Origin of the sequence: Nocardia asteroides, assembly GCF_021183625.1 — a bacterium.
Lineage (GTDB): Bacteria > Actinomycetota > Actinomycetes > Mycobacteriales > Mycobacteriaceae > Nocardia > Nocardia asteroides_A.
This window is the reverse complement of sequence record NZ_CP089214.1, coordinates 625419-646211: the sequence shown is the minus strand read 5'-3', so window position 1 is coordinate 646211 and position 20793 is coordinate 625419. Positions and strand designations below refer to the sequence as shown.

Annotated in this window: 17 protein-coding genes and 1 pseudogene; 5 read left to right on the top strand and 13 right to left on the bottom strand. The window is 72.9% G+C overall.

The window, feature by feature from the left end:
* Positions 1-37 precede the first annotated feature (37 nt).
* Positions 38-616: a dihydrofolate reductase family protein gene (locus LTT61_RS03290; RefSeq protein ID WP_233018433.1), complete on the bottom strand. Its 579-nt coding sequence runs from the start codon at positions 614-616 to the stop codon at positions 38-40.
* A gap of 169 nt (positions 617-785) precedes the next feature.
* Here LTT61_RS03290 and LTT61_RS03285 point away from each other — a divergent pair, with 169 nt between their 5' ends.
* Positions 786-1274: a putative immunity protein gene (locus LTT61_RS03285; protein ID WP_233018432.1), complete on the top strand. Its 489-nt coding sequence runs from the start codon at positions 786-788 to the stop codon at positions 1272-1274.
* Between the two features lie 69 nt (positions 1275-1343).
* Here LTT61_RS03285 and LTT61_RS03280 read toward each other — a convergent pair whose 3' ends face one another.
* Positions 1344-1772 (bottom strand): tautomerase family protein, encoded by a 429-nt coding sequence (locus tag LTT61_RS03280; protein ID WP_233018431.1) that lies wholly within the window; start codon positions 1770-1772, stop codon positions 1344-1346.
* A gap of 98 nt (positions 1773-1870) precedes the next feature.
* Here LTT61_RS03280 and LTT61_RS03275 point away from each other — a divergent pair, with 98 nt between their 5' ends.
* The 4 genes from LTT61_RS03275 (at position 1871) to LTT61_RS03260 (ending at position 6668) form a co-directional block, all read left to right on the top strand.
* Positions 1871-2428: a TetR/AcrR family transcriptional regulator gene (locus LTT61_RS03275; RefSeq protein WP_233021315.1), complete on the top strand. Its 558-nt coding sequence runs from the start codon at positions 1871-1873 to the stop codon at positions 2426-2428.
* Between the two features lie 14 nt (positions 2429-2442).
* Positions 2443-3606, top strand: a complete 1164-nt coding sequence (locus LTT61_RS03270) for a hypothetical protein (RefSeq protein ID WP_233018430.1) — start codon at positions 2443-2445, stop codon at positions 3604-3606.
* A 276-nt stretch (positions 3607-3882) separates the two neighbouring features.
* Positions 3883-5490 (top strand): three-helix bundle dimerization domain-containing protein, encoded by a 1608-nt coding sequence (locus LTT61_RS03265; protein ID WP_233018429.1) that lies wholly within the window; start codon positions 3883-3885, stop codon positions 5488-5490.
* Between the two features lie 17 nt (positions 5491-5507).
* Positions 5508-6668: a DUF418 domain-containing protein gene (locus tag LTT61_RS03260; protein ID WP_233018428.1), complete on the top strand. Its 1161-nt coding sequence runs from the start codon at positions 5508-5510 to the stop codon at positions 6666-6668.
* Positions 6669-6829: 161 nt separating this feature from the next.
* Here LTT61_RS03260 and nuoN read toward each other — a convergent pair whose 3' ends face one another.
* The 11 genes and pseudogenes from nuoN to nuoD form a co-directional block, all read right to left on the bottom strand.
* Positions 6830-8452: an NADH-quinone oxidoreductase subunit NuoN gene (gene nuoN / locus LTT61_RS03255; RefSeq protein ID WP_233018427.1), complete on the bottom strand. Its 1623-nt coding sequence runs from the start codon at positions 8450-8452 to the stop codon at positions 6830-6832.
* A complete protein-coding gene (locus LTT61_RS03250) occupies positions 8449-10053 on the bottom strand; it encodes an NADH-quinone oxidoreductase subunit M (RefSeq protein WP_233018426.1) in 1605 nt (534 codons plus the stop codon). Before LTT61_RS03250 ends, nuoN begins: the two co-directional genes overlap by 4 nt.
* Positions 10050-11936, bottom strand: a complete 1887-nt coding sequence (gene nuoL / locus LTT61_RS03245) for an NADH-quinone oxidoreductase subunit L (RefSeq protein ID WP_233018425.1) — start codon at positions 11934-11936, stop codon at positions 10050-10052. Before nuoL ends, LTT61_RS03250 begins: the two co-directional genes overlap by 4 nt.
* Position 11937: 1 nt before the next feature.
* Positions 11938-12237 (bottom strand): NADH-quinone oxidoreductase subunit NuoK, encoded by a 300-nt coding sequence (gene nuoK / locus LTT61_RS03240; protein ID WP_233018424.1) that lies wholly within the window; start codon positions 12235-12237, stop codon positions 11938-11940.
* Positions 12234-13010: an NADH-quinone oxidoreductase subunit J gene (locus LTT61_RS03235; RefSeq protein WP_420094849.1), complete on the bottom strand. Its 777-nt coding sequence runs from the start codon at positions 13008-13010 to the stop codon at positions 12234-12236. The genes nuoK and LTT61_RS03235 overlap by 4 nt, the downstream gene beginning before the upstream one ends.
* Positions 13011-13015: 5 nt before the next feature.
* Complete coding sequence (gene nuoI / locus LTT61_RS03230; RefSeq protein WP_420094848.1) at positions 13016-13654, bottom strand: NADH-quinone oxidoreductase subunit NuoI; 639 nt, start codon at positions 13652-13654, stop codon at positions 13016-13018.
* A pseudogene (gene nuoH / locus LTT61_RS03225) lies at positions 13649-14869 on the bottom strand (NADH-quinone oxidoreductase subunit NuoH); the annotation flags it as partial. The pseudogene nuoH and the gene nuoI, both read right to left, overlap by 6 nt.
* Before the next feature lie 51 nt (positions 14870-14920).
* Complete coding sequence (locus LTT61_RS03220; RefSeq protein ID WP_233018422.1) at positions 14921-17356, bottom strand: NADH-quinone oxidoreductase subunit G; 2436 nt, start codon at positions 17354-17356, stop codon at positions 14921-14923.
* Positions 17353-18717, bottom strand: coding sequence for an NADH-quinone oxidoreductase subunit NuoF (gene nuoF, locus LTT61_RS03215; RefSeq protein WP_233018421.1), 1365 nt, complete (start codon positions 18715-18717; stop codon positions 17353-17355). The genes LTT61_RS03220 and nuoF overlap by 4 nt, the downstream gene beginning before the upstream one ends.
* A gap of 40 nt (positions 18718-18757) precedes the next feature.
* Positions 18758-19477, bottom strand: a complete 720-nt coding sequence (nuoE, locus tag LTT61_RS03210) for an NADH-quinone oxidoreductase subunit NuoE (protein ID WP_233018420.1) — start codon at positions 19475-19477, stop codon at positions 18758-18760.
* A complete protein-coding gene (gene nuoD / locus LTT61_RS03205; protein ID WP_420094847.1) occupies positions 19474-20751 on the bottom strand; it encodes an NADH dehydrogenase (quinone) subunit D in 1278 nt (425 codons plus the stop codon). Before nuoD ends, nuoE begins: the two co-directional genes overlap by 4 nt.
* Positions 20752-20793: the final 42 nt, after the last annotated feature.

The window sequence follows — 20793 nt, the reverse complement described above, 5'->3', positions numbered from 1 at the left end:
GGTGTTCCGGATCGAACACGGCCCGGCGACGCCGGAGTCAGCCGTGCCGGGAGGGGCGATAGACGAGCTCCTGGATGCGGCCGTCGAAGGTGTGGCTCTCCAGCAGTTCGAGGTCGTAGTCGGCGACGCCGTCGAAGATGCGTTCGGCTCCGGTCTGCCCGCTGAGCACCGGGAAGATGGTCACCTGGACCCGGTCGATCAGCCCGGCGGCCAGCAGTGACCGGTTCAGTGACAGGCTGCCGTGCGAGCGCAGCGGCACCGGGGACTCCGCCTTGAGGTCGGCGACGACCCGGACGGCGTCCCCGGTGGCGAGGGTGGCGTCGGGCCAGTCGCCGGTGCCGGGCAGGGTGGTCGAGACAACCGTGGTCGGCATGGCGCGCATGCGGGCGTTCACCGGGTCCAGCTCGGCCGGGTCGATCGGGCCGAGCAACTCCACGAACTGCAGGAAGGTGTTCGCGCCGAGCACCATGCGCTGGTCCGCGCCGAGCACGGCGGCGCGGTGCGCGAGGAACTCCGGGCCCTCCTTGCTCCAGTAGCCGCCCCAATCGCCGTGCTCGTCGTAGGAGGCGAAGCCGTCCAGGGTGGAGTAGACGTCGAAGGTGTAGGTGGCGGTCATACCGGTCTCCTCTGGGGTGGACGCGAGTTCGTGGGTAGAGACGGAAGTCCGGCGGGAAACTCATCGCGGGGAGATCACCGCTGCCCACCGTTCGAGGGTCCGCGGCCCGGATCCCGGGGTTACCCGCGGCGAACTGCCAACCGGGTGTTCAACGATACGGTCGAACCTCATGGACCTCGACGAACTCCGCGCCGTCACCGCCTACGCCATCACCTGCGCGGAACCCGCGCTCACCCGCTTCGAACGCCACCGCCCCGGCGACCCCCGCCCCCGGCAGGCCGTCGAGGCGGCGCGCGCGTTCGCCGCGGGCGGACGACGCACGAAGGCCATCCGGGACGGGGCGTGGGCGGCACAGCGGGCCTACCGGGAAGCCCGCGATGCCGGGCAGCGCGCCGCGAGCGAGGCGGCGCGGGCCGCGGTGGCGGCGGCGAGCGCGGCCTACCTGCACCCGATCGCGAAAGCCACGCAGGTCTGGCACATCCTCGGCGCCGCCGCCTACGCCGCGCACGCCGCCGAACTCGACGGGTCCCCGAGCCCGGCGGGCGCACCGCCGGGACCGGCGGTGCTCGCGGTGCTGCACCGCTACCCACCCGCCCCGCCCGGCCGCGGCCGGGCGGGGGAGCTGCTGCGCGAACTGGATCGCGGGCTGCGGCACTGATCGGCCCACCGGCGGCCCGCTGCTGCTGATCGCACGACGCGGTCTCAGGTCACCGCTACCTGCGCCCGCTCAGGCGCGGTGCTCGGCGGCGAGCGCCTTCAGATCCGCGAACCGGATGACGGCACCCGCCGCACCCCAGGTGCCCTCCTGCTGCTCGCGCACCAGCACCCACACCCGCGGCGCGTCGTCGGCGGGCAACCCCGCCGCGGCCAGCACGTCGGCGGTGACCTGCTGGATCAGCCCGGCTCGGCGGCGCTCCGAGAGCCCGCCCGCGGGGACGGTGACATCCACCCGGAAGCGCGGCAGCTCGTCGCCGAGCGCCCCGAAGTCGTTACCCGGTACCTCCTGGATCTGCGCCCACGCCTGCGCCCGGAAGAAGGCGCTGTCCACGGGCACGCCCTCCCAGTGCATCAGCGTCGTGGCGAGGGTGTCGCGCAGACCGCGGCGGACGCGGTCGTCGAGGACACCGGCGGGCAGGGTCAGCTGGATGAACGGCATGTCGAACTCCTTATGACGACTGTTATACCGCGGGGACGGTACACTATGACAGTCGTTATGAACAGGGAGGTGGGCCGGTGCCCGAGCAACGCGACCGGATGGTGGCAGGCGCGGCGGACATGCTGCGCCGCCGCGGCTACAACGCCACCAGCGTGCGGGAGCTGGCCAAACACACCGGCGCCCCGCTCGGCTCCACCTACCACTACTTCCCCGGCGGCAAGGCGCAGCTGGCCGCCGAGGCGGTGCGCTTCGCCGACGGGCTCGTCGCCCGCACGCTGACCCGCGAACTCGCGGCGGGGCCGATCGCCGGGTTGCGCGCCTTCGTCGAATCCTGGCGGGCGATCGTGCTGGACAGCGACTTCCAGGCCGGCTGCCCGGTGCTCGCGGTCTCGGTCGAGGAGCACCCCGACCTCGACGCCGAACCCCGCATCGCCGCCGCTGCCGCCTTCACCAACTGGACCGACCTGCTCGCCGCCGCCCTGCGCGACCACGGCGCCACCCCCGACGACGCGACCCGCACCGCCGCGCTCGTGGTGGCCGCCATCGAGGGCGGCGTCGCCGTCTGCCGAGCCCAGCGCGCCATCGAATCCCTCGACCGGATCGCCGACGCGCTCGAGGCCGTCATCCGCGCTGTCCTCCCCGCGGAGCCCGCCTAGCTACGATGCGCCCTGTGGCATCGAGCATGTGCAACTACCCGGGCTGCCACCGGCCCGTCACCCGCACCGGCGGCCCCGGCAGGCCGTCGGAGTACTGCGACCACGCCGACCACACCCGCTGGCGGGCCTGGCGCGAACGACAGCGGCTGCAGGAGAGCGCCGAGAGCGCGCCCGCTGTCACTGTGACGGACGCTGCGCCGGTGACGGCCGCTCGGCTGCGCGCCGACGAACTGCTCACCCGGTTCCGCACCCTCGCCGAGCAGCTGGGCACCACGCTGAACGCCGCCGTCGCCGAACTCGGCACCCTGGCGGACCCATCCGTCGCCGAGGCCCAGGTGCAGGCCGCGCAGGCCGAGGCGGCGCGGCGGATCGCCGAGGCGGAGATCGCCGCCGCCGAGGCGCAGCAGCGGCGGCACGCCGCCGAGGAGGCGCGGGCGGGTGCCGAAGCCGCGGCCGACGACGCCGCGGGGGCGGCCGAGCGTGCCGAGGCGGTCCGGGACGAAGCGCTCGCCGAGGTCGAGCGGATCACCAGGCAGGCGTCGGAGGACGTCTTCGCCGCCAGGAGCGGTGCCGACGAGCAGGTCGCCGCCGCGCGCGCCGAACTCGAGAGCGCGCGCGAGCGCGTCGAAGCCGAGGCGCGGGAGCGGGTCTCGGCGGCGGAGGAGCGGGCCGAGACCGAGATCCAGCGGGTTCGCGTCGAGGCCGTCGACCGCATCGGCGCCGCCGACGCCGATGCCGCCCGGGCCGGCCAGCGCGCCGCCGACGCCGAACGCGCCGCGCAGCGCGCCGAGGAGATCGCCGCCGAGCGCGGCGAAGCGCTCGCCGGGACGCGGCGGGACGTGGAGCGGTTGCGCGCCGAACTCGACGCCGCTCGCGCCGAGATCGGCACAGTACGAGCCGAACTCGACTCGGCCCGCGCCGAGACCGTGGCCGTGCGCGCCGACCTCGACGCTGCTCGCGCCGAAACCGGCACCGTGCGAGACGAACTCGCCGAAGCGCGACGTACGGCGGCGGAGCGGCTGACCGAGCTGCGCCGGGAATCGGCGGCCGCGCTCGCGAAGACCGAGGCCGACGCGGCCCACCGCGCGCAGGCCCTGGACGAGGCCCGCGCCCAGACCCTGGCCAGGGCCGAACGGGCCGAGCAGCAGCTCGACGCGCTGCTCGCCCAGCCGCGCTGAGCGGGTAACGCGGCCCGAACGCCGATCGTCGCCCGGGCGGAGAGCAGGTGAAATCTTCGCTGCGACAGCCTCGTTCGCCGCGCGGCCGCCGCCGCCCGGGTTCCGCTGCGGACCTGCGCTTTCCGCTGCGGCGGGCACCGCGAAACGGGTGTCCGCGCAACGCATTCGACCCGCCGGGGACGCACGCTCTCGACACCTGCCGGTAGTAGGGTTCCCGCGGCGCGGCGGCGGGGGCGGCCTCGCGCGGGCGAATTCGGGCGAGGTGAGGAGACTGTGGTGGGCGACGAGGCGGACGGCGGAAACCGCGAGGAACAGGCGATCCGACGGGTGACGGACACGCTGGTGGAGAACTTCGCGGACACGCACTCCGCCGACCGGATCGAACGCACCGTGCGCTCGGTGCGCGCCCGGTTCACCGGGCACCCCGTCCGCGAGTTCGTCCCGATCCTCATCGAGCGCGTCGCGCGCCGCGAACTCGAGCAGACCCCCGCCGCGGAGCGGGTGACCGTCGCCGCGGGGCCGGTGTCGCTCGAGAAGCCGAGCGGCGAGGCACAGGCCACGGACTCCGCGGCGCTCGGTGCCGCCGAAACGGCACAGGCGGCCGAGAAGGCCGAGCCGCACCCCGCGGCCGCAGGCCCGGCAGCCATCCGCACCGGCCCCAGCACCGGCACCGGCCCCAGCACCAGCACCAGCGACGGCAACGGTAACGGCCCTCGGCATGCGGCCCCGGAGATCCCGTTCATCACGATCCCCGCCCCCCTCGACGACCACCTCAGCTTCTTCGGCGTCGCCCGCAAATGGGCCGTCGAACGCCCGGTCGTCCCCCTGGTCGTCGGCCTCGTCCTGGTCCTCACCGCGGTACTCGGCGTCGCCGCCACCCGGCCCGGCGACGACACCCCGGCCCCGGTCGCCGCGGCCACCCCGGTCACCGTGCACGGCCTCGTCGGCTCGGAGAAAGCGGAGTTCTTCGCCGACCCCCGCGTCGCCGAGGTCTTCTCCCGGCACGGCCTGACCGTGCAGGTGGAGCCCGCGGGCTCCCGCCAGATCGCCACCCGGAACCTCGACGGCTACGAGTTCGTCTTCCCCTCCAGCGCGACGGCGGCCGACCGCATCCAGCGCGAACAGAACATCGCGACGAAGTACACCCCGTTCTCCTCACCCATGGCCGTCGCCACCTTCACCCCGATCGTGGAGGCGCTCACCGCGGCAGGGGTGATCCGCCCCGGCCCGATCCCGACCCTGGACATCGCCCGCTACCTGCAACTGGTGCGCGACAACGTCGAATGGGAGCGGCTCCCGGGCAACACCACCTACCCCGTGCGCAAGAACGTCCTGGTCTCCACCACCGACCCGCGCACCTCGAACTCCGCCGCCATGTACCTGGCCGTCGCCGGCTTCGTCGCCAACGACAACGCCGTCGTCGCCGACGCGGACGCCGAGCGCCGGGTACTGCCGCTGCTCGGCAGGCTCTTCGCCGGCCAGGGCCGCACCGAGGGCACCAGCGAGGGGCCGTTCCGCGAATACCTCGCCACCGGAATGGGTCCCGCGCCCCTGGTGTGGATCTACGAGTCCCAGTTCGTGGAGGCCGTGGTCGCGGGGCGGACGAAACCGGGCATGGTGCTCGCCTACCCCTCGCCGACCGTGCTCTCCCAGCACACGGTGATCCCGCTCGGCAAGGCAGGGGACCGGGTCGGCGAACTGCTCAGCACCGACCCCGACCTGCAGCGCCTCGCCGCCGAGCACGGCTTCCGCACCGGCGGATTCGCGGCAGTCGCGAACCGGCACCGGGTCCCGGTCGCGGCCGAGCTGATCGACGTCGTCGACACCCCGACCTCGGAGACGCTGGAGCGCATGATCGACGGGGTCGCCGCCGCCTACCGGTGAGCACCTAGAGTTCGATCGTGATCGACACGACGGCGCGCAGCACGGTGCTCGACACCGTGCGCGGCTTCGCGCTCCTCGGCATCTGCGTGACGAATATGAATGTGGCGAGCGCGTTCTGGTCGATCGGCGGCACCGACGGCGACTGGTACCCGCTGTTCGACGGCACCGCCGACCACCTCACCGACGCCACCGTGATCGCGTTCTTCTCCGGCCGCTTCTACCTGCTGTTCGCATTCCTGTTCGGGTACGCGTTCACGCTGCAGATCGCGGCCGCCGAGCGCGCCGGGGTGCCGCCGGCGCCGCGGCTGGTGCGGCGCTGCCTCGCGCTGCTGACGCTCGGCGTGCTGCACGTCGAGCTGCTCTGGCTCAACGACATCCTCACCCTGTTCGGGGCGCTCGGGCTGCTGCTGGTCGCGCTGCGCGGGATCGGGGACCGCACCGCGCTGATCCTCGCGGGCGCACTGCTGGTGGCGTGGACCGCGCTCTGGCTGCTGCCCGACAACGACACGCGGGACGTGTACTCCGTGCTCGACCTGCCCGGCTACGCCCAGCAGTACGCAGGCTCGTTCTCCTCGACGCTCGCCGCCCAGACCGAGCTGGCGCCGTTCTTCCTGATCCTGGTCTGGGTGGGGCAGGCTGTCCCGTCCTTCGCGATGTTCCTGCTCGGCCTGGTCGCGGGGCGGCGCGGGCTGCTCACCGACACCGCGAGGCTGCGGCACCGGGCCCCGTGGGTGCTCGTCGGCGGGCTGGCGGTGGGCGTTCCGGTCTCGGCGGTGACGTTCGCGAACTACATGGGCTGGTGGGACGCGCCCGACTACTGGTGGAGTGTGCAGGGGACGGTCGATCCGCTGATGGCCGCCGCCTACCTGTCAGGCATCGCGCTGCTCGCGACCGGCCGCTCCGGCGCGCGGGTGACCGCGATCCTCGCGCCCGCCGGGCGGATGGCCGCCAGCAACTACATCGCCCAGTCGGTGCTGCTCATGCTCGTGCTGACCGGGTACGGGTTCGCGCTCGCCGACGAGCTGCCGCCGCTCGCGGTACTCGGGGTCTCGGTGCTGATCGTGGCGGCGCTCTACGCGGCGAGCGGGTGGTGGCTGGCACGGCACCCGTACGGCCCGGTCGAGTGGCTGCTGCGCGCGGTCACCTACAACACGCTGCCACCCTGGCGGATTGCCTAGGGGGCGTGACAGGTTACGGCTGTCGCGCGCCGCCCATCGGCCCTACCGTGAGTGGACCAGCGCGAAGGAATCCCCGATGGACACATATCAGCCCCCCGTTCTGTGGCAGTACCAATTGCTGTGGCTGCTGGCCGCCCTGGCGCTGCTCCTGTCCTGACCCCTCAGCGCACGAACACCGCCGCCCGCTCGGCGAGCTCGAGCAGCGGCTGCGGGAACACCCCGAGCAGCAGCGTGGCGACCGAGCCCACCGCCACCACCGCGGTGGTCGGCGCGGGGGTGATGACGCTCGGCCCTTCCGCGGGCGGGTCGGTGAAGAACATCATCACGATCACCCGCACGTAGAAGAACGCCGCCACCGCGCTGCACAGCACGCCGACGATCACCAGCACCGCCGCGTCCGCACCGGCCGCCGCGCCGAATACCGCGAACTTGGCGACGAAGCCACTGGTGAGCGGGATTCCGGCGAAGGAGAGCAGGAGCAGCGCGAAGGCGCCCGCCAGCCACGGGTTGCGGCGGCCGAGCCCGGCCCAGTCGGCGAGCGCGGTCGCCTCCGATCCGTCGGGGGCGCGCACCAGCGCCACCGCGGCGAACGCGGCGAGCGTGCCGAGGCCGTAGACGGCCAGGTAGAACAGCAGCGCCGCGGTGCCCGCGTCGTCGGCCGCGACGACGCCGGTGAGCAGGAACCCGGCGTGCGCCACCGACGAATACGCCAGCATCCGCTTCACATCGGTCTGGGTGACCGCCATGACCGCGCCGAGCACCATGGTCGCGATGCACACCGCCGCCAGCACCGGACGCCAGTCGTCGCGCAGCGAGGGCACCGCGACCGTGAGCACCCGCACCAGCGCGCCGATCGCCGCGATCTTGGTCGCGGCGGCCATGAAGGCCGTCACCGGCGTCGGCGCGCCCTGGTAGACGTCGGGCACCCACGCCTGGAACGGCACCGCCCCCACCTTGAACAGCAACCCCACCGCCAGCATGCCGACCCCGAGCAGCGCCAGCAGCGGCTCCCCGGACTGCCCGGCCAGCGCGGCGCCGATCCCGCTCAACCGCACCGTGCCCGCCGCCCCGTAGAGCAGCGCCACCCCGTACAGGAAGAACGCCGACGAGAAGGCGCCGAGCAGGAAATATTTCAGCGCGGCCTCCTGCGAGAGCAGCCGGCGATACCGGGCCAGCCCGCACAGCAGGTACAGCGGCAGCGAGAGCACCTCGAGCGCGACGAACATCGTCAGCAGGTCGTTCGAGGCCGGGAAGAGCAGCAGCCCGCCCACCGCGAGCAGCAGCAGCGGGAACACCTCGGTGGCGGCGATCCCGGCGCGCGCGGCCGCGTCCTCGTCGGCCCCGCCCGGCACCGCGGCGGCCTGCGGGGTGAAGGCGTCCACCCGGCGCGCGGCGTGCTGGGCGGCCGCCGCGGTCCAGGTGCCCGGCCCCGAGCGGGCCCGGCCCGGCGCGGGGAGGCCGCGCTCGGCGGCGAGAACCACCCCCAGCACCGCGACCACCAGGATCGCGCCCTGCAGGAACAGCGTGACCCCGTCCACCGCGACCGCCCCCGCCACCGCCGTCGCCGAGGTGCCCGCCAGCAGCAGCACCGCCACGAACGCCGCCACCAGCGCGGACACCGCGAGCACCAGGTGCAGGGTGTAGCGCGACCTGCGCGGCGCGAACGCCTCCACCAGCACCCCGAGCACCCCGGCCGCGAAGACCAGCAGCATGGGGGAGAGCAGCCCGTACTCGATACTCGGCGCGGGCAGCGCGGCGGCGAGAGACATCGTCGGAGAGCTCATTTCGGTTCCTTCCCGGCATTCGCCGACGGAACAGCGGGGACCGGGTCCTGCACGCCGACCGAGGTCAGCGTCTGCTGGACAGCGGGATCCACCAGCTCCAGCACCGGCTTCGGATACACGCCGAGGACGAGCAGCGCGGCCAGCAGCGGCGCCAGCACCAGCAGCTCGCGCGGCACCAGATCCGGCAGCGTCGCGTTCTCCTCCCGCACCGGCCCGGTCATCAGCCGCTGGTACAGCCACAGGATGTAGATCGCGGCCAGCACCAGCGCGCCCGCCGCCACGATCGCCGCCACCTGGTAGCGGGTGAAGGTGCCGACCAGGACCAGGAACTCGCTGACGAACGGCGCCAGCCCCGGCAGCGACAGCGTCGCCAGCCCGGCCACGAAGAAGCTCCCCGCCAGCACCGGCGCCACCTTCTGCACCCCGCCGTAGTCGGCGATCAGCGTGCTGCCGCGCCGCGACACCAGGAACCCGGCCACCAGGAACAGCGCGGCCGTGGAGATCCCGTGGTTCACCATGTAGAGCGTGGCGCCGGTCTGGCCCTGCCCGGTCATGGCGAAGATGCCGAGGATGATGAAGCCGAAGTGCGAGATCGAGGTGTAGGCGATGAGCCGCATGATGTCGGTCTGCCCGATCGCCAGCAGCGCCCCGTACAGGATGCCGACCACCGCCAGGGTGACGATCACCGGCGCGTAGGAGCGCGCGGAGTCCGGGAACAGCGGCAGGCTGTAGCGCAGCATGCCGAAGGTGCCGACCTTGTCCACCACCGCCATCATCAGCACCGCGCCCGCCGGGGTCGCCGCCACCGCCGCCCCCGGCAGCCAGGTGTGCAGCGGCCACAGCGGTGCCTTCACCGCGAAGGCGAACAGGAACCCGAGGAACAGCGCGTCCAGCACCGGCGCCGCCGCGCCAAGCTGCCCGTTCGCCGCCGCCTCGGCCACGATCCGCATGTCGAAGGTGCCGCCGCCGTCCGCGCCGAGCCCCTCGCGCGCGGTGAGCACGTAGAGCCCGATCACCGCCGCCAGCATTACCAGCCCGCCGAACAGGTTGTAGAGCAGGAACTTCACCGCCGCCCGCGAGCGCTGCTGCCGCGCCTGCTCGTCGCCGGTGCGCGGGCCGAAACCGCCGATGAGGAAGTACATCGGGATCAGCATGGCCTCGAAGAACACGTAGAACAGCAGGATGTCGAGCGAGGTGAAGGAGAGCAGCACCATCGCCTCGACCACCAGCATCAGCGCCACGTAGGTGTGCGTGGCGCGCGGCCCCGCTCCCGCGGCGCGGCCGTCGTGCCAGCCCGCGAGCAGCAGCAGCGGCATGAGCGCGGCGGTGAGCAGCACCAGCACCAGCGCGATGCCGTCGACGCCGAGGGTGTAGCCTGCGCCGAAGGCCGGGATCCACTCGTGCTCCTCGACGAACTGGTAGCGGCCGGCGCCCGGCTCGAAACCCACCGCCACCCCGGCCGCGACCGCCAGCGTGAGCAGCGCCGCGCCGAGCGCGACGTAGCGCGCCGCGGCCGGGCGCGCGGCAGGCATCACCGCGGCCAGCAGCGCGCCTCCGGCCGGGACCAGCCAGAGCACCGTCAACCAGGGGAAATCGTTCACCAGATCCTCACCGCCAGCAGGGCTGCGGCCACCAGGGCCGCGCCGGTGAACATGGACAGCGCGTAGGAGCGCACGAAACCGGTCTGCGCGCGCCGCAACCGGGCCGAGAGCCCGCCGATCCCGGCCGCGGTGCTGTTCACCACGCCGTCGATCCCGCGGGCGTCGACGAAGACCAGCGAGCGGGTCAGGTGCTGCCCGGGCCGCATGAACGCCGCCTCGTTCACCGCGTCGCCGTAGAGGTCACGCCGCGCCGCGACGGTCAGCGCCGACACCGGCTCCGGTGCGGTGCGCGGCACCGGGCGCCGCCCGTAGCGCCGCACCGCCACCGCGACGCCGACGGCGACCGTGGCCAGCGCCAGCAGCGTCACCACCCAGGCCGGGATCGTGTGCTCGCCGTGCGCCTCACCGACCACAGGGGCCAGCCAGGTCTGCAGCCCGGAGCCGAGCACCAGCAGCCCGCCCGCGCCGACCGAGCCGAAGGCCAGCACGATCATCGGCCCGGTCATCGAGGCCGGGGCCTCGTGCGGGTGCGCGTCCTCGGCCCAGCGGCGCTCGCCGAAGAAGGTGAGCAGCATGACCCGGGTCATGTAGAACGCGGTCAGCCCGGCGCCGAGCAGCGTGACCGCGCCGAGTGCGAGCCCGGCCGCGCCCGGCTCGGCGAAGGCCGCCTCGATGATCTTGTCCTTGGAGAAGAACCCGGCGAACGGCGGCACCCCGATGATCGCCAGGTAGCCGAGGCCGAAGGTGGCGAAGGTGATCGGCAGCGCCGCCCGCAGCGCGCCGTAGCGGCGCATGTCGGTCTCGTCGTTCATCGCGTGCATGACCGACCCGGCGCCGAGGAACAGCCCCGCCTTGAAGAAACCGTGCGTGAGCAGGTGCAGGATGGCGAAGGCGTACCCGGCCGGGCCGAGCCCCGCGGCCAGCACCATGTAGCCGATCTGGCTCATGGTGGAGGCGGCCAGCGCCTTCTTGATGTCGTCCTTGGCGCAGCCGATGATCGCGCCGAACAGCAGCGTCACCGCCCCGACCAGCACCACCGCCAGCCGGGCGCCCGCGGAGAGGTCGTAGATGGCGTGGCAGCGGGCGATCAGGTAGACGCCCGCGGTGACCATGGTGGCGGCGTGGATGAGCGCCGAGACCGGGGTGGGGCCCTCCATGGCGTCGCCGAGCCAGGACTGCAGCGGCACCTGCGCCGACTTGCCGCACGCCGCCAGCAGGAGCAGCAGCCCCAGCGCCAGCACCGTGCCCTCGCTCGCGCCGGGCACCCCGGCGAAGACGGTGCCGAAGTCGACCGAGCCGAAGGTGGCGAACATGACCATCATGGCGATCGCCAGGCCGGTGTCGCCGACCCGGTTCACCACGAACGCCTTCTTCGCCGCGGTCGCCGCCGACGGCTTCTGGAACCAGAACCCGATCAGCAGGTACGAGGCCAGCCCGACGCCCTCCCAGCCCAGGTAGAGCACCAGGAAGTTGTCCGCGAGCACCAGCAGCAGCATGGCGCCGAGGAACAGGTTCAGGAAGCCGAAGAAGCGGCGGCGACCCGGATCGTCCTTCATGTAGCCGGTCGAGTAGATGTGGATCAGCGAGCCGACCCCGGTGATCAGCAGCACGAAACACATCGAGAGCTGGTCCAGGCGCAGCGCCAGATCAACCTGCAGCCCGTCCACCGGGACCCAGGAGTACAGGTCGGCGCCGATCGCGCGGTCGGCGGTGGCCCGGCCGAGCATGGCCACGAAGGCCGCCGCGGCCAGCGCGAAGGCGGCCAGCGCGGTCGCGCAGCCGAGCCAGTGCCCCCAGCGGTCGGCGCGGCGGCCGAGCAGCAGCAGGACGGCCGCGCCTGCCAGCGGCAGCGCGGGCAGCAGCCAGAGCGTCACGGTATCCATGTCAGAACCGCAGCAGACTGGCGTCGTCGACCGAGGTCGAGCGGCGGGCACGGAAGATGGTCATGATGATCGCCAGCCCCACCACCACCTCGGCCGCGGCCACCACCATCGTGAAGAAGGCGAAGACCTGGCCCTCCAGGTTCGCGTGCAGGCGGGCGAAGGTCACGAACGCCAGGTTCACCGCGTTCAGCATGAGCTCGACGCACATGAACACCACGATCGCGTTGCGCCGCAGCAGCACCCCCGCGGCGCCGATGGTGAACAGCAGCGCCGACAGGAACAGGTAGTTCGCGGGGTTCACCGGTTCTCCTCCTCGTCGAGCACCGTCGGATCGGTCAGCGCCTTGTCCTTGCGTTGGCGCAGGATCGTGCTCACCGACTGCTCGGCGAACGAGCCGTCCGGCAGCCGGGCCGGGACGTCGACGGCGTTGTGCCTGGCGTACACGCCGGGGGTGGGCTGGGGGGTCGGGCGCATGCCGCCGCCGTGGAAGCGGCGCCTGACCAGCTCGCGCTGGTTCAGCCGCGGGCCGAAGCGCTCGCGGTGCGCGAGCACCATGGCGCCGATGGTCGCGGTGATCAGCAGCGCGCCGGTCAGCTCGAAGGCCCACACGTAGCGAAGGAAGATCAGCTCGGCCAGCTCCGCTATCACATCCCGGCCCGGGAAACCCGTTGCCGGGAGGGAGATCTCGGCCGCGCGGACACCGCGGGCGAGCCCCGCCACGAACAGCGCGCCGAAGCCGAGCCCGACCACCGTCGCCGCCACCCGCTGCCCGCGCAGCGTCTCGGTGAGCGACTCCGCGGAGTCGACGCCGACCAGCATGAGCACGAACAGGAACAACATCATCACCGCGCCGGTGTAGACCACGATCTGCACCACGCCCAGGAACAGCGCGTCCTGGGCGATGTAGAAGATCGCCAGGATGATCATCGTCGCCGCCAGGCAGAGCGCCGAGTGCACCGCCTTGCGGGCGAAGACCATGCCGAGCGCGCCCAGGATCGCCACCGGGGCCAGGATCCAGAACTGCACCGCCTCACCGGTTCCGGTGGGAGGGAGCTCCGCTGCCAGCGTTGTCAGCGCGCTCACCGGGCACCTCCCGGTGTGAGGGCCACCGGCTCCGGGGTGGCGGCCGGGTCCGGTTCCCGCGCCGCCGCACGGGCGGCCGGGCCGGGGTCGGGGAGCGCGCCGGTGACCCCGGCCCGGTAGTAGTCGCCCTCGTCGGTGCCGGGCACCATCGCGTGCGGCGGTGCCTCCATGTTGGGGGCCAGCGGGGCGAGCAGCTTGTCCTTCTCGTAGATGAGCGCCGCGCGGTTGTCGTCGGTGAGCTCGTAGTCGTTGATCATGGTCAGCGCCCGGGTCGGGCAGGCCTCCACGCACAGCCCGCAGCCGATGCAGCGCAGGTAGTTGATCTGGTAGACCCGCCCGTACCGCTCACCGGGGGAGAACCGCTCGCCCTCGGTGTTGTCGGCGCCCTCGACGAAGATCGCGTCCGCCGGGCAGGCCCACGCGCAGAGCTCGCAGCCCACGCACTTCTCCAGCCCGTCCGGGTGCCGGTTGAGCTGGTGCCGCCCGTGGTAGCGGGGCGCGGTCGGCACCTTCTGCTCCGGGTAGAACTCGGTGATCGGCTTCTTGAACATCGTCGCCGCCGTCACCGCGAACCCGGCCAGCGGCTCGAGGAGCCCGCCGGTCGCGGCGTCGGCGTGGGTCAGCCCGGCGGGCACCGGCGGGGTCGGGAACCCCAGGTACACCGCGCCGTGCCGCCCGGATTCCGCCGCGGGCGGCCCGGTCTCGGCCGGTTCGTCCGGGATCGTCGGGGCCCTCCCCGCGCGCAGGAACAGCGCGATCATGCCCGCGGTGATCGCCAGGCCGACCAGCACCAGGATCGGGGTCTCGACCGGATATCCCTCGTTGCCGAGCACCCGGGCCGTTGCCACCACCATCACCCAGAGCAGCGCGGTCGGGATGAGCAGCTTCCAGCCCAGGTTCATGAACTGGTCGTAGCGCAGCCGGGGCAGCGTGCCGCGCAGCCAGACGAAGACGAACAGGAACGCCCACACCTTGAGCGTGAACCACAGCAGCGGCCACCAGCCCGCGTTCGCGCCCTCCCACATGTTCAGCGGCCACGGCGCCCGCCAGCCACCCAGGAACAGCGTCGTCGCCAGCGCGGAGACAGTGCCCATGTTCACGTACTCGGCCAGCATGAACATGGCGAACTTCAGCGAGGAGTACTCGGTGTGGAAGCCGCCGACCAGCTCGCCCTCGGCCTCGGGCAGGTCGAACGGGGCCCGGTTGGTCTCCCCGACCATGGCCACGCAGTAGATCAGGAACGAGGGAAGCAGCAGGAAGACGTACCAGGTGCCGGTCTGCGCGGCCACGATCCCCGAGGTCGCCATCGTGCCCGAGAGCAGGAACACCGTCGCGAAGCAGAGCGCCATCGCGATCTCGTAGGAGATCACCTGCGCGGTCGAGCGCAACCCGCCCAGCAGCGGGTACGTCGACCCCGATGACCAGCCGGCCAGCACGATCCCGTACACCCCGATCGAGGTGACGGCCAGGATGTAGAGCACCGCCACCGGCATATCGGTGAGCTGCAGCGCGGTGGTGTGCCCGAAGATCGAGACCTCAGGGCCGAACGGGATCACCGCGAAGGCCATGAACGCCGGGATCACCGAGAGGATCGGCGCCATGATGAAGATCGGCTTGTCCACCACCGCCGGGATGATGTCCTCCTTCAGCGCCATCTTGGCGCCGTCGGCGATGGACTGCAGGATGCCGAACGGGCCGGTCCGGTTCGGGCCGATCCGCATCTGCATGCGGGCGACGACCTTGCGCTCGGCCAGCACCGCGATCAGCGGGATCATGATGGCGAAGACGAAGACGCCCACCGCTTTCAGCAGCACCAGCCACAGCGGGTCGGTGCCGAACACGCCGTTCATCGCGGGACTCCTCCGGTAGTGCGGGATGCGCCGGGCCGGGCCGTGCGCGCGTCACGCATCGGCTCGCCCGTCGGCCGGGGCGATCGAGACCACGTCGCCGGGGCGGGCGCGCAGGGTCGCGGCGACGGTGCTGCCCGGCGAGTTCCACGGCAGCCAGACGACGCGGTCGGGCAGGTCGGCGAGGTCGAGCGGGAGCGTGATGGCGCCGTGCGCGGTGCGCACGGTGACCGGTTCGCCCGCGGCGACACCGATCTCGGCGGCGGTGTCGGCGGAGAGCCGCACCACGGCGGGCCGCGCGGAACCGGCGAGCGCGTCCTCCCCGTCCTGCAGGCGGCCGCGGTCGAGCAGCATCCGCCAGCCGGTCAGGATCGCCGACCCGGACTCCGGGTGCGGCAGCTCCGGGTGATCGTGTTCCGGCGCCGGAACCGGGTTCCCGGTCCAGCGGCCGAGCCCGGCCAGCTCCGCGCGCGCCGCGGCGACATCGCGCAACCCGATCGGGGTGCCCATCTCCTCGGCGAGCGCGTGCAGCACCCGCAGGTCGGGCAGCGGGGCCGCGGTGCGGCGCACCGTCGACCCGCCCAGCGCCGCCTCGAACGGGCGCGCCCGCCCCTCCCAGTTCCGGAAGGTGCCCGCCTTCTCCGCCACCGACGCCACCGGGAACACCACGTCCGCGAAATCGGTGACCGCGCTGTGCCGCAGCTCCAGGCTCACCACGAACGACGCCGCCTCCAGCGCCGCGCGCGCCGCCACCGGGTCGGGCAGATCGTCCAGGTCGACACCGCCGAGCAGCAGGGCGCGCAATTCGCTCGCGGCGCCGAGGATCCCGGTGGTGTCGCGGCCGGCCGACACCGGCAGCTCGGCGCCCCACGCCGCCGCCACCTGCCCGCGCGCCGCCGGATCCGCCACCGGACGCCCGCCGGGCAGCAACCCGGGCAGCGCACCGGCCTCGACCGCGCCGCGCTCCCCGGCCCGCCGCGGCACCCATGCCAGCCCGGCCCCGGACTCCGCCGCGAGCCGCGCCACCGCCGAGAGCGCCCCCGGGATCGCGGCCAGCCGCTCACCGGCCATGATCACCGCGCCCGGTTCGCGCAGCAGCCGCGCCGCGGTGCCGAAATCGGTGCGCAGCGCGTCCAGCAGCGCCGGCTCGCCACCCGGCTCGGTGCGCAGCAGCCGGCCCGACATCCGGGTCAGCCCGCGCGAGGTGAACGGCGCGATCGCGAAGACCGGCAGCGTGGCGGTGCGCGCGGCCTTGCGCAGCCGCAGGTAGACGATCGGCGACTCCTCCTCCGGCTCGAACCCGGCGAGCAGCACGATCGGCGCCCGCTCCAGGCCCGCGTAGTCCACGCCGACCCCGCGCCCGGCCACCAGTGCCGCCAGGAACTCCGCCTCCTCCGCCGAGTGCGGCCGCGCCCGGAAGTCGATGTCGTTGGAGCCGAGCGCGACCCGCGCGAACTTGGCGTAGGCGTAGGCGTCCTCCTCGGTCGCCCGGCCGCCGACCAGCACCCCGGCCGCGCCGCGCGCCTCGCTCAGCCCGATCGCGGCGATCGCCAGCGCCTCCGACCAGGAGGCGGCGGCCAGCTCGCCGTCGGCGCCGCGGACCAGCGGGGTGGTGATCCGGTCGCGCTCGGTGGCGTAGGCGAAGGCCCAGCGGCCCTTGTCGCAGTTCCACTCCTCGTTGACCTGCGGGTCGTCCCCGGCCAGGCGGCGCAGCACCTTCCCGCGCCGGTGGTCGGTGCGCTGCGCGCACCCCGACGCGCAGTGCTCGCACACGCTCGGGCTCGACACCAGGTCGAACGGGCGCGCCCGGAATCGGTAGGCGGTGCCGGTGAGCGCGCCGACCGGGCAGATCTGCACGGTGTTGCCGGAGAAGTAGGAGTCCAGCGGCTCCGACTCGGCGGTGCCGACCTGCTGCAGCGCACCGCGATCCATCAGCTCGATGAACGGGTCGCCCGCCACCTGCTGGGCGAAGCGGGTGCAGCGCGCGCAGAGCACGCAGCGCTCCCGGTCCAGCAGCACGGCGGTGGAGAGCGGGATCGGCTTGGGGTAGGTGCGTTTGACCCCGTCGAAGCGGGACTCGGTGCGCCCCGAGGACATGGCCTGGTTCTGCAGCGGGCACTCGCCGCCCTTGTCGCAGACCGGGCAGTCCAGCGGGTGGTTGATGAGCAGCAGCTCCATCACGCCCTCCTGGGCGCGGCCCGCCGCCGCCGAGGTGAGCTGGGTGCGTACCACCATGCCCTCGGCCACCGCGACGGTGCAGGACGCCACCGGTTTGCGCTGCCCCTCCACCTCCACCAGGCACTGGCGGCAGGCGCCGACCGGGTCGAGCAGCGGATGGTCGCAGAAGCGCGGGATCTGGATGCCGACCAGCTCCGCGGCGCGGATCAGCAGCGTGCCCTTCGGCACGCTGATCTCGGTGTCGTCGATGGTCAGCGTCACCAGGTCGGTGACGGCCTGCTCCCGGCCGGTGCCTGGCACGGTGGCGGTCATGGCGTCTCCTGCTGTGCTGTGGGTTCGGCGTCCGTTCCGGCTTTCTGCCAGCCGCCGTCCGCCCATGCCGTGCACGCGGCGGGGTCGAACGGGCAGGCACCGCGGCGCAGGTGCTCCAGGTACTCCTCGCGGAAGTACTTCAGCGAGGACAGGATCGGGCTCGCCGCGCCGTCGCCGAGCGCGCAGAACGACTTGCCGTTGATGCTGTCGCAGAGATCGAGCAGCGTGTCCAGGTCGGTTTCGGTGCCGTCCCCGGTCTCCAGCCGGCGCAGCAGCTGGACCAGCCAGTACGTGCCCTCCCGGCACGGGGTGCACTTGCCGCAGGACTCGTGCGCGTAGAACTCGGTCCAGCGCAGTACCGCGCGCACCACGCAGGTGGTCTCGTCGAAGATCTGCAGCGCCTTGGTGCCGAGCATGGAGCCCGCCGCGGCGACGTTCTCGTAGTCCAGCGGGACGTCGAGGTGGTCGTCGGTGAACAGCGGCGTCGACGAGCCGCCCGGGGTCCAGAACTTCACCCGGTGCCCCGCCCGCACGCCGCCCGCGTAGCCGAGCAGCTCGCGCAGCGTGATCCCCAGCGGCGCCTCGTACTGGCCGGGGCGGGCCACGTGGCCGGAGAGCGAGTACAGGGTGAAACCGGGGGACTTCTCGCTGCCGATCGAGCGGAACCAGTCGATGCCGTTGCGGATGATCGGCGGGACGCTCGCGATCGACTCCACGTTGTTGACCACCGTCGGACGGGCGTAGAGCCCGGCGACCGCGGGGAACGGGGGGCGCAGCCGGGGCTGGCCGCGCCTGCCCTCGAGCGAGTCGAGCAGCGCCGTCTCCTCGCCGCAGATGTAGGCGCCTGCCCCGGCGTGCACGATCAGCTCCAGGTCGTAGCCGGAGCCGAGGATGTCGCGGCCCAGGTAGCCGGCGGCGTAGGCCTGGGCGGTGGCGGCCTGGAGGCGGCGCAGCACCGGGACCACCTCGCCGCGCACGTAGATGAAGGCGTGGTTCGCGCGGATGGCGTAGGCGGCGATGATCGCGCCCTCGATCAGGGCGTGCGGGGTCGCCAGCATGAGCGGGATGTCCTTGCAGGTGCCCGGCTCCGACTCGTCGGCGTTGACCACCAGGTAGTGCGGGGGGACGGTGCCGTCCGGGCCGGGGCCCTGCGGGATGAAGCTCCACTTGGTGCCGGTGGGGAAGCCCGCGCCGCCGCGGCCGCGCAGCCCGGAGTCCTTGACCAGCCCGATGACCGCGTCCGGGGCCATCGAGAGCGCGGTGCGCATGGCGTCGTAGCCGCCGTGCTCGTGGTAGGTGTCCAGCGTCCAGGAGCGGGGGGAGTCCCAGTGCTCGCTCAGCACCGGGGTCAGCGCGGTCATGCCGGACCCTCCTCGATAGCGGCGGGGTTCGGTCGCGCGGTCACCGCGACTCCTCCGCGCCGGGAGCGGGTGGCTCGGGTGCGGCCATGCCCTGCTCGCGGGCGACCCGGAGACCAGCCAGGGTGGGCTCACCGGCCATGCCGTCCAGGGCGCCGGGGCGCTCGTCGGGGAAGCCGGCGAGAATGCGGGCGGTGTCGCGGAAGCGGCAGAGCGGGGCGCCGCGGGTCGGCACCACCTGGTCGCCCGCGCGCAGCGCGTCCACCAGCGCCTGCGCCGAATCCGGGGTCTGGTTGTCGAAGAACTCCCAGTTCACCATGACCACCGGCGCGTAGTCGCAGGCCGCGTTGCACTCGATGTGCTCGAGCGTGACCGCGCCGTCGGGCGTGGTCTGCCCGTGCTCGATGCCGAGGTGCTCGCGCAGCCGCGCCAGGATGGCGTCCCCGCCGAGCACCGCGCAGAGCGTGTTGGTGCACACCCCGACGTGGTAGTCGCCGGTCGGCGTGCGCCGGTACATGGAGTAGAAGGTCGCCACCGCGGTCACCTCGGCCGCGGTCAGCCCGAGCAGCTCGGCGCAGAAATCGATGCCGGTGGCCGAGACGAACCCCTCCTCCGCCTGCACCAGGTGCAGCAGCGGCAGCAGCGCCGAGCGGGGGTGCGGGTAGCGGGCGACGATCACCCCGGCATCGCGGGCGAGCCGCTCGCGCACCGCCTCCGGGTACGGGTCGGGCCGGGTGGAGAGCCGCAGCAGGATCTCGGTCACCGGTCCACCCCGCCCATCACCGGGTCGATGCTGGCGACCGCGGCGATCACATCCGCCACCAGCCCGCCCTCGCACATCGCCGCCACCGCCTGCAGATTCGTGAACGAGGGGTCGCGGTAGTGCACCCGGTACGGCCGGGTCCCGCCGTCGGAGACCATGTGCACCCCGAGCTCCCCGCGCGGCGACTCCACCGCCGAGTACACCTGCCCCGCCGGCACCCGGATCCCCTCGGTGACCAGCTTGAAGTGGTGGATCAGCCCCTCCATCGACGACCCCATGATCTTGCCGATGTGCTGCGGTGAGTTGCCGAGCCCGTCCGGCCCGACCGCCAGATCCGCGGGCCAGGCGATCTTCCGGTCGTCGACCATGACCGGGCCCGGCCGCAGCCGGTCCAGGCACTGCTCGACGATCTTGAGCGACTCCTTCATCTCCTCCACCCGGATCAGGTAGCGGCCGTAGCAGTCGCAGCCCGCCGCGGTCGGGATGTCGAACTCGTAGCTCTCGTACCCGCAGTACGGGTGCGCGCGGCGCAGGTCGTGCGGGAGCCCGGCCGAGCGCAGCACCGGGCCGGTGATGCCGAGCGCCATGCAGCCGGTCAGATCCAGGTAGCCGATGCCCTTGGTGCGCGCCTTCCAGATCGGGTTGCTGCTGAGCAGCAGCTCCAGCTCGCGCAGCCGCTTCGGCAGCAGCGTGAGCAGGTCGCGGACCTTGGTGACGGCCTCGTCCGGGAAGTCCTGGGCCAGCCCGCCGGGGCGGATGTAGGCGTGGTTCATCCGCAGCCCGGTGACCGTCTCGAAGACGTCGAGGACGAGCTCGCGCTCCCGGAAACCGAAGAGCATGGCGGTGAGCGCGCCCAGCTCCATGCCGCCGGTGGCCAGCGCCACCAGGTGCGAGGAGATCCGGTTCAGCTCCATGAGCAGCACCCGGACCACCGTGGCGCGCTCCGGGATCGCCTCGGTGATGTCGAGCAGCCGCTCCACGCCCAGGCAGTAGGCGGTTTCGTTGAAGAACGGGGAGAGGTAGTCCATCCGGGTCACGAAGGTGACGCCCTGGGTCCAGTTGCGGAACTCCAGGTTCTTCTCGATCCCGGTGTGCAGGTAGCCGATGCCGCAGCGCGCCTCCACCACGGTCTCGCCCTCGATCTCCAGGATCAGCCGCAGCACGCCGTGCGTGGAGGGGTGCTGCGGCCCCATGTTCACCACGATGCGTTCCTCGGCGACGCTCTCCAGCACGGCGCCGACCTGGTCCCAGTCCTGCCCGGCGAGCGTCACCATCGGCGGCTCGGCCTCGGGCCTGGCGTGCTTCGGGCGATTGTC